The organism is Melioribacter sp. (assembly GCF_049325435.1).
GTDB classification, from domain to species: domain Bacteria; phylum Bacteroidota; class Ignavibacteria; order Ignavibacteriales; family Melioribacteraceae; genus Melioribacter; species Melioribacter roseus.
Genome location: NZ_JBMOLD010000015.1, coordinates 102,362 through 114,854, shown reverse-complemented (window position 1 = coordinate 114,854; position 12,493 = coordinate 102,362). Strand labels below are relative to the sequence as shown.

The following is a 12,493-nucleotide window of genomic DNA, read 5'->3' as shown; positions in this document are numbered from 1 at the left end:
ATTTATTATCGGATCGAAAAAGATTTTTTAAATAGCCTGGAATAAAATTATGGAAATAAACGAGATCAGGAATCTCTTTCCTCATTTAAAAACAGAACAAATCTACTTCAATCACGCGGCTCTCGGACCATGGTCAAAGCCTTTGCTGGAACGGCTGGAACTGTATGCTCGCCAGAGGAGCGGCGAAAAAATCGAAAACTTTAAATTTTTTCTGAGATGGAACGCCTCTGCAAAATCCAAACTTGCGCGCCTGCTCAATACAAAAAGCGGCAGAATTGCCTGGACGGATAACGTATCTAACAGTCTTAACATACTCGCGCAGGGACTTAGCTGGAAAACCGGCGACCAAATTATAATAAACGACCTGGAATTTCCTTCGAATGTCTATCCGTTTTTGAATTTGAAAAAACACGGCGTGGAAATTACAATAGTAAAAAACCGTAACGGAACGGTCGACCTGGAAGATATTGAAAAAGCCATAACAACAAGGACAAAATTAATTTCGATAAGCTCGGTGCAATTTCTTACGGGTTACAGGGCAAATATCGAAGAGATCGGTAAATTATGCAGAAATAAAGGAATAACTTTCTGCGTCGATGCAATTCAAGGCGTCGGCGTAATTAATACGGACGTAGAAAAATATAACGTGGATTTTTTAACCGGCGGAACTCAAAAATGGCTGATGTCGATGGAAGGATTGGCGTATTTTTACATTACTGAAGAATTGCAGGAAAAAATCGATCAGAAATTCGTAGGCTGGACTTCGGTTGAAGACGCCTGGAATTTGTTGGACTACAATCTTATTCTAAAAAAAGACGCCGACCGTTTTCAAAACGGCACAATGAATACTCTGGGCGTTGCCCTATTCGACGCCATGCTCGATATTTTTACTAAATACGGAATCGGGAACATCGAAAAAAGAATTCTTGAAAATACGAATTATTTTATCGAACAATTATCCGAATCGGGTTTCGAGCCCGTGTTAAAAAATACTCCTGAAAGCAATCGTGCTGGGATAGTTACAATACCGGTCGACAACCCCGAAATAATATTTGAAGAGCTTGAAAGGCATGAAATTCATTGTTCGCTGAGACAGGGTCTGATCCGTTTTTCACCTCATTTTTACAACACTAAAGACGAAATAGACCGGACGATCGACATCCTTAAGAAGTCGGCGGGAAAAAACATTTAAGATATACCCGCAAAGAATTTCTCAAGTTTAAGCGGGTCTAATTTTCCGCCGGTTCTGACGCCGCTGCATACGTCTACCCCGAACGGATTCACTTCTTCGATAGCGCGGTTAATATTTTCGGGATTTAGACCTCCGGCAAGGAAGACTGGCGCTGTTGATTGTTCTACTATTTTGCGGCTGATTTTCCAATTGTGGGTTCTTCCGGTTCCGCCCAGCTCTTTTATTTTAAGATTCGGATTGCCGCTGTCCAGCAGGATAAGATCGACATTCTCAGAAATCATTACGGCTTTATCAATCGATTCTTCTCCGGTTACATGCACTACCTGAACGATTTTCACGGAAGGGAGCGCTTTCCTTATCGAAGCGTAGACGTAAGTTTCAACTTCGTCGACAATTTGAATTGCAGACGTGTGGGTTCTGGAATGATGTTCGACAATTTTATCGGCGGAAGTTTCGCTTGTAAGCAGAAAGGTTGAAACGGGCGGAGGAATTTCGGACGCAATTTTACGAATTAAGTCGTCGGGTATTATACCCGGACCGCTCGGCATTTTCCCGACCAATCCGATAGCGGAAGCTCCGAATTCTATTGCCAACCGGGCTTCTTCAATCGAATTGACGCAGCATATTTTAACTCTGGTATGCATAAGTATGGACCAAAGGAGAGAAAACAGAATGCGCGGAATCAGAAGATTCCGCGCGCTAAATCAAATTTTACTCGTTAGGATTATAGGTCAATTCAACTTTAACATGAAAGTCGGCTCCGCTGAAAAGCGTGTATTTAACTTCGCTGATTGTGCACTTATAATCCTCGCCCACCAAATCGCTGATTACTTTTGCAATTGCATTTTCGAGCGTGTTAACGCTTACGCCTTTAAGTTTGTTTTGCAGCAATTTATCCACATCAATCGGTTTTTCCTGCTCGCCCATGATAAGTCTCCCTTATTTATTGTGCATTTTAGACGGCGAATTAAATAAAATGTTTTAACTTCTGATAAAATTAAGCAATTCCTCTGTTTTTTTACGCATTAATTCGATGTCGCCTCTGGCTTCCACATTGAGCCTCAACAGAGGTTCAGTATTGCTCATTCTCACATTAAACCGCCAATCCGGATATTCCACGCTAACGCCGTCGAGTTCGTCAATCTTTCCGTCGCTGTATTTTTCTTTAATGGCAGCCAGTTTGCCAGCCGGGTCGGGAATTTTTGAATTAATTTCTCCCGAGCACGGATAAGCTTTAATCATTTCGCCTACGAGCTCGGATAATTTGGCATTCTCTTCCGAAAGCAGCTGGAGAATCAGCAAGAACGGAATCAAACCGCTGTCGGAGTAAGAATTTTCCCTGAAGTAATGATGAGCCGACATTTCACCGCCGTAGATTGCGTTTACTTCCCTCATCTTTTGTTTAATGAACGCATGTCCGCTCTTGGAAATAACCGGCACTCCTCCGGCTTTGGTAACTACGTCAACTGTGTTCCATGTTAAACGCGGATCGTAAACGATTTTTTCGCCGGGATGATTTCGTAAAATCGATTTTGCCAGCAAAGCGACAATATAATAGCCTTCGATAAAATTGCCGTTTTCGTCGAAGAAAAAGCAGCGGTCGTAGTCGCCGTCCCACGCTACTCCTAGATCGGCTCCGCTTTCTTTGATGGCATCGATGGTCGGTTGTCTGTTCTCCGGCAGAAGAGGATTCGGAACTCCGTTCGGGAATCGCGAGTCGGGCTCGTGAAACACTTTGACCATTTTAATAGGAAGAAGTTTTTCGAGCCTGTCGAGCGCCGGTCCTACGCAGCCGTTCCCGGCATTTACAACCACTTTGAAAGGAGCAATTTTATCCGGATTGTAGAATTTATTTATATGGCGGATAAACTCGTCCATTACGTCTTTCTTTTGCACCGCGCCTTTAACTTCCGCAATTTCGCCCAAATCGTCGTTGAGTATCATTTTTTCGACTTCGTTCAGTCCTGAATCGTAACCGAGAGGTTTGGAGCCTTCTCTGACAAATTTAAGTCCGTTATATTCGGGCGGATTATGGCTTGCTGTAATCATCACTCCGCCGTCGGCGTTAAAATGAGGAGTGGCAAAGTAGATCATTTCCGTGCCGCACAATCCGATATCGATAACGTCGCATCCTGCATCCGTAAGCCCTTTTGCCAAAGCTTCCGATAATTCGGGAGAAGAAGGGCGAACATCGTGACCGATTACGATTAATTTGGCGTCGAGATATTTTGCGACGGCTCGGCCTACTTTATAAGCCAGATCGCCATTCAGTTCAGAAGGGACTTTCCCACGAATATCATACGCTTTGAACCCAGGGATTCTTTCCATCAACACCTCCGAAAAATTTTTGTGCAAAAATAAGGAATTTTGACGAATATGACTAATAAAGCATATTAGGAATAAAAAACGGTTATTATACTCTTTCAATCTAAAAAAAATGCGACCCCTTTAAAGTCGCATTAAATCCATCGGTATAGAGAAAATTCTTATCTTATCAGCTAAGTACGGGTTGGCTTTCGCTGTAAATAAAAGAGATTAATTTCTGTTCGAGTCGATATAACGAAGCCAGGATTTCCTGTTTCTTATCGTAACTTTCTTCCATTATTTCCGGAATAATCTTTTGGTAATATTTAATTCCTTCGAGTAGATTCTCGTGAAATTGTTTCAATCGGATTTCCGTTTTCTTGGCCAATTCTTCAAAAGAATTCTCCGCCGTTTTGCTTTTCAGCCTTAGTTTTTCATAATATTTTGTATAGAGCGTCAATTCTTTTACAAACATATTCGGTCGTAATTTATCCGTAACCAAATCGATCCTTCCGTAGATATGATCTACCATCTCTTTTAGCGATACTTTTTGGGAATAATATGCAATATTCGGTCCCGGACATACGGACACGGCTCTGCTTTGTTTTGGAGTCGGAATGTCGTTAAGAATTAACGGCGTAACCGTAAGTCCTTCGCAAAGGCAGGCTTTATCAATTGTCTTGCCATAAGCTTCTTCATATTCAGCCGGATCGACAGCGGTATTCTTCAATTGCGCAATTTTCTTTTTGATATAAGTAATCGAAGCGGTGCATATCGGCTTATCGGTAAATTCCTTGTTGGAAACCAGATATTTTTTCGGACAGGGACTGCCTGGTTTGCCGGCTTCGGCGCGTCCGAATTTTTCAATATCTTTGCTGTTGTCTCTCAGGTTGTTAAACGGAACACCCAGCGGAGATATTTCGCTCAGGTACAAATCTTCTTCGCGCGCTTCGCATAATTTTTCGAGAGTATAATCGTCCACGTTTGTAGCTTCGGGCACCATCAGAAATAGAGAACCCCATCCGACCGAACTTACCCCGTAATAACGAATAAGAAATTCCTGCTCGCTCGATTTCCCTACGCCGCCCTGGACCGTAAGTTCGTAACCGAGCTTCGATTCGTCCGGGTCGATTCCCTTTTTGTTTATGGAAGGAAGATAAATTTCCTTTAGCGAATTTATCAATTCGTCTTTTCTGTTTTTGAATTCTTCGAGAATAGGACCCAGCAGCAAACCGTCGGTAGCAAAAGCATGTCCTCCGCAATTAAGTCCCGATTCTATTCTGAATTCGGAGACCCACAAACCTTTTTTTGCAAGAAATTTACCCTGTATAAGCGCCGAGCGAAAGTCGCTCACTTTTATCACGATTTTCTTTTTAAAATTGCCTTCATAGTCGGGATAGAAATCGTCAAAAGCGGCGATATATCCGTAAAGCCTCGGATTCATTCCTGCGGAAAAAATAATTTTACTCTTCAAATTACTTTGCGCGAACCCGCGCAATGCGGCATGCGCATCGTTGAATTCCGAAGGCAGCAACGTTCCGTCTTTGTCGTAATTACTTTTATCAACTTTCGTCATAATATTAACGTCTATGGAACCGGGTTTCATACCGTTCCTGAGCCGCTCTTCCATAAGCTTTTTTCGGTAAGGATCGTTCGACTTCAGCATTCTGTTGTAGAGCCGTTTCAAATCGGAATCGTCCCGCAGCATTTCAAAATATTTATTTATTTCGCTGCCCTCTTCGAAAGGCGTCGATTTCAGCTTTGCAAAATCTTCCTCTACAAATTCACCGATCATATTTAAATATGCGGTAGTCCTCTTAGCCCGCGAATCGTATTGGTCGCTTTCTATCGGGACATAAGTTTTGTTTCTTTTTTCTAGATAGTGTTTTCTTAATTTTTCCATTAAAGTGTCGTCTACAAGCGACATTACCGACGAGATACCGTATTTTGCTACTTTTAACGGCGTGTCTATCGAATAGCCGACGCCCAGTACGGGTATATGAAATTTATGTATGTTGTTTCCGTTCATTGATTTGTTCCGATGTTTACTTTTTACTTATTGTTCTGATGTGTAATTTTTTTACGTTATACACATCAGCTAACATAATCAAAATAAAATAGAATACACTCTTTCTCAGAGCTTCATTTGCAGGTTTTACAAAAGTTTTACATTTGGGGTCGATGCTTTAAAAAAGGATTGCAATATTATAAAAATTTTAGGGGTTACATTTTATGTAATGTTAAGATAAATTAGAGGAACAAGGATTTCCTAAAGAATGAATGCAAGACAATTGTGAGGCAGTATTTAAAAAAATAGATTACTAATACAATCACAATTCAAAAAATGCACTCTCCTTCCACAAGAGCTATTCATATTAAAATAAAGACAGAATTATAATTCACGAAGCAAAAAGGAATAGATTGAAATCAATTGAGTTTTTTGTATAATTTTCTTGCGGAGAGGGAGGGATTCGAACCCCCGTGGCGCGCAAGCGCCAAACGGTTTTCAAGACCGCCGCATTCAACCGCTCTGCCACCTCTCCGTTGTCAATGAAAGAACTTTATTCTCAATAAGTTTTCTAAGACCGCCGCATTTCCGTCTGTGTCGGACAGGCAACCGCTCTGCCACCTCTCCGTAATAACCGAAAGAACTTTATTCTCAATAAGTTTTCTAAGTCCGCCGCATTTCCGTCTGTGTCGGACAGGCAACCGCTCTGCCACCTCTCCGTTGTCAATGAAAGAACTTTATTCTCAATAAGCCTTCTAAGACCGCCGCATTTCCGTCTGTGTCGGACAGGCAACCGCTCTGCCACCTCTCCTGACCATAATTACTTAAAAAGACGGTCACAAGATTACAAAATTTTATCGAATTTCTCCATTGAAAAAGGTAATTCACGCCGGGTAAGCAATTTTCTCGTCTAAAATTCATAAGTTACGATTCCAATTAATTTTGTTTATACTTATGACAAATACCGGCTTTAAAAAATCGGCTTTCGATATTATCAAATCTATTCGAAATAAAATTTCAACAATGGATTTTAATCCTTCGGATATCGAAGAAAAAAATTACAACTACGAATTCACGGTTAATTACAATAAAAAGAAAGTAAAAGTACAGGTTTATTTCGGTAAGAAAGGAAATAAGATTGTAATTCAGGGCGACCCGGATTCGTTCGAATATAACAAAATCAAAAGCGCTGTCTTCGACGAAAATTCTCCTGAGATTGGAAATGACGACATCGAATACGAAGAATATATCGGTTCGGACGAATGCGGCAAAGGCGATTATTTCGGTCCGCTGGTAGTTGCGGCAGTTTATGTGAATAAGGAAACCGCCTCAAAATTAAAACGGATAGGAGTGCGCGACAGCAAGGATTTAAGCGATACTCAAATCGATTTGCTTGCCGAATCTATTAAACAAATTATCGGAAATGACTTTGAAATCTGTTCTCTTGAGCCGGAAGATTACAACCGATTGTACGATCAATACCGGAATCTGAACAAACTGCTCGTTCATTGTCATTCTTTGGTTACGGGCAAACTTCTAAAGCGAGTTCAATGTAATCTTGTAATAACGGATAAATTCAGCAACAGGAATCTGGAAATCCATCCGTCGATTGATACGAAAGATATCAAGTTCATAATGGAAACAGGAGCGGAAAAATATACGGGAGTTGCCGCCGCTTCGATTCTGGCAAGAAATAAATTCAACGAATGGTTCCTAAAACTAAAAGAGCAAGGATTAGACTTGCCCAAAGGAGCCTCGGATGCAGTCCTGCAAGCGGCGAAAAATATCGGGAAAGATAAATTGCAAAAATTTGCTAAATTACATTTTAAAGTCACTCTAAAATTACGATAATAGAATTGACTAAAAAATAAGGTGTATTATGCCATCAAAAAAAATTAAAAGAGTAGGAATACTAACAGGCGGCGGCGACTGCCCGGGACTCAACGCAGTAATCAGAGGCGTAACAAAACCCGCGCTGGACAACGGCTTGACGGTTCTCGGCATTCTAGACGGCTTCGAGGGATTGGTTGAAGGCAAAGCAATGGAGTTATACAACAAAGACGTTTCTGGAATTCTTGCCACCGGCGGTACGATTTTAGGCTCTTCGAATAAAGGCGACCCGTTCCATTGGCCTGAGGAAGTCGACGGAAAAATCAAAATTATTAACCGTTCGAAAGAGGCAATGCGAAATTACGACGCCTGGAATTTGGACGCCATTATTGCAATCGGCGGCGACGGCACGATGCATATTTCTCATCAACTCAGTCAAATGGGTATGAACGTGGTGGGAGTTCCCAAAACAATCGACAACGACCTGGATGCAACCGACCTGACATTCGGTCACGACTCCGCAGTTTATGTTGTTGCCGAAGCGCTCGACCGGCTCCACACAACTGCATCCTCTCATCACCGCGTAATGGTTATCGAAGTGATGGGCAGATATGCCGGGTGGATAGCTTTAAACGGAGGACTTGCCGGAGGCGCCGACGTAATTCTGATACCCGAAATTCCGTTCGACTGGGAAGCGATCTACGACAAGGTTCTCATGCGCAATATGATGGGCAAACGTTTCAGTATTGTATGCGTTGCAGAAGGCGCCAAATCCAAAGACGGCACTATGATTATGAAAGGTAAAGATATTAAAAGAACCGACCCGATTCAATTAGGCGGAATCGGCGAATATGTGGCAAAGAAAATAAGCGAGAATACAGGTCTCGAAACCCGTTATACGGTACTCGGGCATCTTCAGCGCGGCGGAAGCCCTACTCCTTTCGATCGCATTCTCTCTACAAAATTCGGAACTCAGGCGATTCAGCTCGCTATTAAAGGACAATTCGGCAAAATGGTCGCTCTGAAAGGGAATGAAATTAAAAGCGTAAGAATTGTAGACGCTATTGCCAAACAAAAGCTCGTAAAGAAAACCGACCAGGGCGTACTTGCCGCTAAGGCGGTAGGCGTTTGTTTTGGCACCAAAGACTTGTAATTTTTTTATTATTTTTATTATCATTGTGACATCAATAAACAATTATATAAAAAAATATCTCACTACTTGCAATCCCGCTTTATGCGGGATTTGTTTTTATCAAAATTCATAATGGTATATGATGAACAGAATTATTCTTCTTTTGTTATTTTTTTCTTCTTCTTTATTGACCGGTCAGACCGCGCTAAGTAAATCGGAATACAATTCTTCGCTTAATTCGCTTATCAATAAAAAGAAACTCCTCAAGAAAGAATTAATCGAACTGAAGGCTCAACTTGATTCCCTTAAAATCGAAAAAGAGAACTTAGACGAATTGATTGCGCAAGCCGAGCATGAAATCGAAATGCTCTACGTTAAAAAGTTTGGCAAAAAATACGGACCCCGCGTCTACCGCAAGCAAATCTGGAAAGGCATGACCGAAGAGATGCTAAGAGCCGGATGGGGTAAGCCCGACAAAATCGATAAGAATGTAGAAAAATGGGGCGTTTTTACTCAATGGTATTACGGGAAAATTACATTCTTCTTCAGGGACGGCAAACTGATCGATTGGGAAGAAGAAAAGTAGCTCTTCAAACAAATCTTTCACCATTCCCTTTCAAGAAAATCTTCTAACTTATTCGTAACTTTCCGGTTACGATTTTTTTAAAATGGCATATGACATTCGACAATAAGAAAATAACAATTAAAGGGGCGCGTCAGCATAATCTTAAGAATATTTACCTCGAAATTCCGAAACACAAGCTGGTTGTTTTCACCGGCGTCAGCGGCAGCGGCAAATCCTCGCTTGTATTCGACACAATCTATGCGGAAGGACAACGCCGATACGTAGAAAGCCTTTCGTCCTATGCGCGTCAGTTTCTCGAAAGAATGAACAAACCCGACGTCGACATCATTCAGGGAATTTCGCCTGCGGTAGCTATTGAACAGAAAACCACAGCGCGCAATCCCCGTTCTACCGTCGGCACTTCCACCGAAATTTACGACTACCTGCGTTTGCTGTTTGCGAGAATCGGGAAGACTATCTGTTTCGATTGCGGAAACGAAGTAAAAAAAGACACAGTCGCTTCCGTATGCGAGTGGCTCGAAACCCGGGAAGAAAACGGGAAATTTTACCTCGGATTTCCGATACACCCTCACGAAAAGCGCTCAGTAATAGAAGAAATAGAACTTTTGAAAAAGAAAGGCTTCTTCAGGATAATCGTTAAAAACGAATTCGTCGATTTAAGCGAACTCGATAATTTCCGGGATTTTGCCGAAGTTGAAAAAGAAGACATTATTGTAGTGCTCGACAGATTCAAAATAAAAAAAGGAAAAATACGAGAGTTATTGGCCGAATCGATTGAAATTGCATTCAAAGAAGGCGAAGGAAGATTGCTCGTAATCAATGCCGACAATTTCGAAAGGAAAAATTTCAACCGATTTTACGAATGTTGCGGAATAAAATACGAAGAGCCTGAACCTCGATTTTTCTCTTTCAACAATCCGTACGGCGCATGCCCCGTCTGTCAGGGATTCGGTAAGACGATGGATTACGACATGAATCTAATCGTTCCCGACCCGAATTTGAGCATTAGCGAAGGAGCAATAGCTCCGTGGCGCACTCCGAAATTCAGCAAATATCTCAGACAATTAATACGAAACAACAAATACAAAATTCCTCTCGATAAACCGTTCAAAGATTTGACCGACAAGCAGATTGAAATTCTTAAAAAAGGTTATGACGGCTTTGAAGGTATTAACGGATTTTTCAAAGAGCTCGAAAATCATACGTATAAAATGCATATCCGTATCCTGTTGAGCAAATACAGAGGTTATACGGTATGTCATGCATGTAAAGGTTCAAGATTAAGAAGAGAAGCTCTCCAGGTGAAGGTAGGCGGACTTTCGATTTTCGATATCGTACAAATGTCGATTGAAAAAGCGCGCGAATTCTTTCTAAACCTTCGTTTAAGCGACTACGAAAAAACCATAGCTCAGCGAATTTACGACGAAATTCTAAAACGGCTTACGTTCTTAAACGACGTGGGATTGGGTTATCTTACATTGGACAGATTGAGCAGCACGCTATCGGGCGGCGAAACGCAAAGAATTAATCTTGCCACTTCTTTGGGTTCGGCATTAATGGGCACGTTATACGTACTCGACGAACCTTCGATAGGGCTTCATCCGAGGGATAACGCCCGTTTGATAAAGATTCTTAAATCCCTTCGGGATATCGGAAATACAGTACTGGTTGTTGAACACGACCCCGAAATGATGAAAGAAGCCGATTTGATATACGACATGGGACCGAAGGCGGGTATAAACGGCGGTCAACTCGTTGCGCACGGAACATACGACGAAATAATAAAAAATCCCGATTCGCTAACGGGTAAATATTTATCGGGCAAGCTAAAAATTCCCGTTCCGGAAAAGAGAAACACTTCAAAAACAGAAATAATAAAAATTACCGGAGCAAGAGAAAACAACCTTAAAAATATTACCGTCGAATTCCCGCTGAGAAAGTTTGTTGTCGTTACCGGAGTCAGCGGCTCGGGAAAAAGCACTCTGGTGCACGATATCTTATACGGCGGACTTGTAAAGATGAGCGGAGGAAATCCGCCCAAAGTAGGCAAATTCGATACTATCGAAGGAGCGCGTTATATCGATAATATTGAAATCGTAGATCAATCGCCCATCGGTAAATCGCCGAGATCTAATCCCATCAGTTATGTAAAAGGGTATGAATTGATAAGGGAAATATTCGCCTCCACGCCGCAGGCAAGAGCGCGCGGCTATAAACCGGGCTATTTTTCCTTTAATGTTCCCGGCGGCAGATGCGACACATGCGAGGGCGACGGATTCGTAAAAATCGAAATGCAATTCCTGGCTGATCTGTATCTCGAATGCGACGATTGCAAAGGAACGCGCTTTAAAAAGGAAGTTCGGGAAATTACTTACAAAGGCAAAAACATTGTCGATGTATTAAATATGACCGTCGACGAAGCGCTTGAATTTTTTGCCAATCACGACAAGTTAAAAGATATACTGCAAACATTGTCGGACGTTGGTTTGGGATATATTAAGTTAGGACAGCCGTCTACGACTCTCTCCGGAGGCGAAGCTCAAAGAGTTAAACTTGCATCTCATCTTGCACAACGTAGAAAAAGTCAGCATACCCTCTTTATTTTCGACGAGCCCACAACCGGTTTGCATTTCGACGACATTAATAAGCTTTTGAAAAGTTTTCAGATGCTCATCGACAATAGAAATTCGGTTGTCATCATCGAGCATAATCTCGACGTAATAAAATGCGCCGATTACATTATCGACCTCGGACCCGAAGCCGGGGACCGCGGAGGAGAAATTGTTGCAATGGGAACGCCGGAAGAAATTATGAATTGCGACAGTTCGTATACCGGGAAATTTTTGAAAGCTTATCTCGAAAATCATTAAAAGGAGGGAACAATGAAATACTGGTTGGTAAAATCCGAACCGGATGTTTTTTCGATAGACGACCTTGCAAAAAGTAAAAATCAGACGACGTATTGGGACGGAGTTAGAAATTATCAGGCGCGCAATTATATGCGCGACGAAATGAAAAAAGGCGACAAGGTGATTTTCTATCACAGCAACACAAAACCGCCTGCCGCTGTCGGTATTTGCGAAATTGTCAAAGAAGGATATCCGGATTTTACGGCTTTCGATCCGGACGACAAACACTACGACCCCAAAAGCAAAAAAGAGAATCCCGCCTGGTATATGGTCGACATTAAATTGATAAAAAAATTCCCCAAAGCCGTAACGCTCGACGAAATTAAACAAAATCCCAAACTTAAAAACATGAAGTTGGTTCAAAGAGGAAATCGACTATCGGTAATGCCCGTTACAAAAGAAGAATACGACGAGATTGTCAGGATGGGAAGTTAAATCCAGAACAAAAATTTATTTTAAATAAGGAGGAATCCATCAACTCATAAAATGTGCGAGCTTATGAGCTGGACGGATTCCCTCAAACCGCCTCTTG

General features: G+C 41.8%; 10 protein-coding genes and 1 tRNA gene. 6 read left to right on the top strand and 5 right to left on the bottom strand.

The genetic code is table 11. The features are described 5' to 3' along the window. The first annotated feature begins 49 nt into the window (after positions 1–49). Positions 50–1,192 carry an aminotransferase class V-fold PLP-dependent enzyme gene (locus ACOYVE_RS12430; protein ID WP_014856109.1) on the top strand — a complete coding sequence of 381 codons (1,143 nt, stop codon included), beginning with the start codon at positions 50–52 and terminating at the stop codon, positions 1,190–1,192. On the opposite strand, the gene ACOYVE_RS12425 is transcribed toward ACOYVE_RS12430, so the two are convergent. The 5 genes from ACOYVE_RS12425 to ACOYVE_RS12405 form a co-directional block, all read right to left on the bottom strand. Further along, entirely contained in the window at positions 1,189–1,836 is a 648-nt protein-coding gene (locus tag ACOYVE_RS12425; protein WP_422882255.1) for a phosphoribosylanthranilate isomerase, read from the bottom strand. The genes ACOYVE_RS12430 and ACOYVE_RS12425 overlap by 4 nt on opposite strands. 67 nt (positions 1,837–1,903) lie before the next feature. Further along, positions 1,904–2,119 (bottom strand): hypothetical protein, encoded by a 216-nt coding sequence (locus tag ACOYVE_RS12420; RefSeq protein WP_014856107.1) that lies wholly within the window; start codon positions 2,117–2,119, stop codon positions 1,904–1,906. Positions 2,120–2,173: 54 nt separating this feature from the next. Next, entirely contained in the window at positions 2,174–3,520 is a 1,347-nt protein-coding gene (locus ACOYVE_RS12415; RefSeq protein ID WP_014856106.1) for a phosphomannomutase/phosphoglucomutase, read from the bottom strand. A gap of 166 nt (positions 3,521–3,686) precedes the next feature. Then, positions 3,687–5,525: a hypothetical protein gene (locus tag ACOYVE_RS12410; RefSeq protein WP_014856105.1), complete on the bottom strand. Its 1,839-nt coding sequence runs from the start codon at positions 5,523–5,525 to the stop codon at positions 3,687–3,689. Between the two features lie 427 nt (positions 5,526–5,952). Further along, positions 5,953–6,039 (bottom strand) — tRNA-Ser (locus ACOYVE_RS12405). A 419-nt stretch (positions 6,040–6,458) separates the two neighbouring features. Here ACOYVE_RS12405 and rnhC point away from each other — a divergent pair. From rnhC to ACOYVE_RS12380, 5 genes are all read left to right on the top strand, one after another. Then, positions 6,459–7,355 (top strand): ribonuclease HIII, encoded by an 897-nt coding sequence (gene rnhC, locus ACOYVE_RS12400; RefSeq protein WP_014856104.1) that lies wholly within the window; start codon positions 6,459–6,461, stop codon positions 7,353–7,355. A gap of 28 nt (positions 7,356–7,383) precedes the next feature. Beyond that, the gene (locus ACOYVE_RS12395) at positions 7,384–8,487 is read left to right on the top strand and encodes a 6-phosphofructokinase (RefSeq protein ID WP_014856103.1); all 1,104 of its coding nucleotides are present in this window, start codon (positions 7,384–7,386) and stop codon (positions 8,485–8,487) included. A gap of 118 nt (positions 8,488–8,605) precedes the next feature. After that, positions 8,606–9,052: a hypothetical protein gene (locus ACOYVE_RS12390; RefSeq protein WP_157867336.1), complete on the top strand. Its 447-nt coding sequence runs from the start codon at positions 8,606–8,608 to the stop codon at positions 9,050–9,052. Positions 9,053–9,141: 89 nt separating this feature from the next. After that, positions 9,142–11,922, top strand: coding sequence for an excinuclease ABC subunit UvrA (gene uvrA / locus ACOYVE_RS12385; protein WP_422882251.1), 2,781 nt, complete (start codon positions 9,142–9,144; stop codon positions 11,920–11,922). Positions 11,923–11,934: 12 nt separating this feature from the next. Beyond that, positions 11,935–12,396: an EVE domain-containing protein gene (locus ACOYVE_RS12380; protein ID WP_014856100.1), complete on the top strand. Its 462-nt coding sequence runs from the start codon at positions 11,935–11,937 to the stop codon at positions 12,394–12,396. Positions 12,397–12,493: the final 97 nt, after the last annotated feature.

Coding starts and splice junctions, on each gene's coding strand:
- ACOYVE_RS12430 (WP_014856109.1), top strand. CDS start 50: ATGGAAATAAACGAGATCAGGAATCTCTTTCCTCATTTAAAAACAGAA.
- ACOYVE_RS12395 (WP_014856103.1), top strand. CDS start 7,384: ATGCCATCAAAAAAAATTAAAAGAGTAGGAATACTAACAGGCGGCGGC.
- ACOYVE_RS12390 (WP_157867336.1), top strand. CDS start 8,606: ATGATGAACAGAATTATTCTTCTTTTGTTATTTTTTTCTTCTTCTTTA.
- uvrA (WP_422882251.1), top strand. CDS start 9,142: ATGACATTCGACAATAAGAAAATAACAATTAAAGGGGCGCGTCAGCAT.
- rnhC (WP_014856104.1), top strand. CDS start 6,459: ATGACAAATACCGGCTTTAAAAAATCGGCTTTCGATATTATCAAATCT.
- ACOYVE_RS12425 (WP_422882255.1), bottom strand. CDS start 1,836: ATGCATACCAGAGTTAAAATATGCTGCGTCAATTCGATTGAAGAAGCC.
- ACOYVE_RS12380 (WP_014856100.1), top strand. CDS start 11,935: ATGAAATACTGGTTGGTAAAATCCGAACCGGATGTTTTTTCGATAGAC.
- ACOYVE_RS12410 (WP_014856105.1), bottom strand. CDS start 5,525: ATGAACGGAAACAACATACATAAATTTCATATACCCGTACTGGGCGTC.
- ACOYVE_RS12420 (WP_014856107.1), bottom strand. CDS start 2,119: ATGGGCGAGCAGGAAAAACCGATTGATGTGGATAAATTGCTGCAAAAC.
- ACOYVE_RS12415 (WP_014856106.1), bottom strand. CDS start 3,520: ATGGAAAGAATCCCTGGGTTCAAAGCGTATGATATTCGTGGGAAAGTC.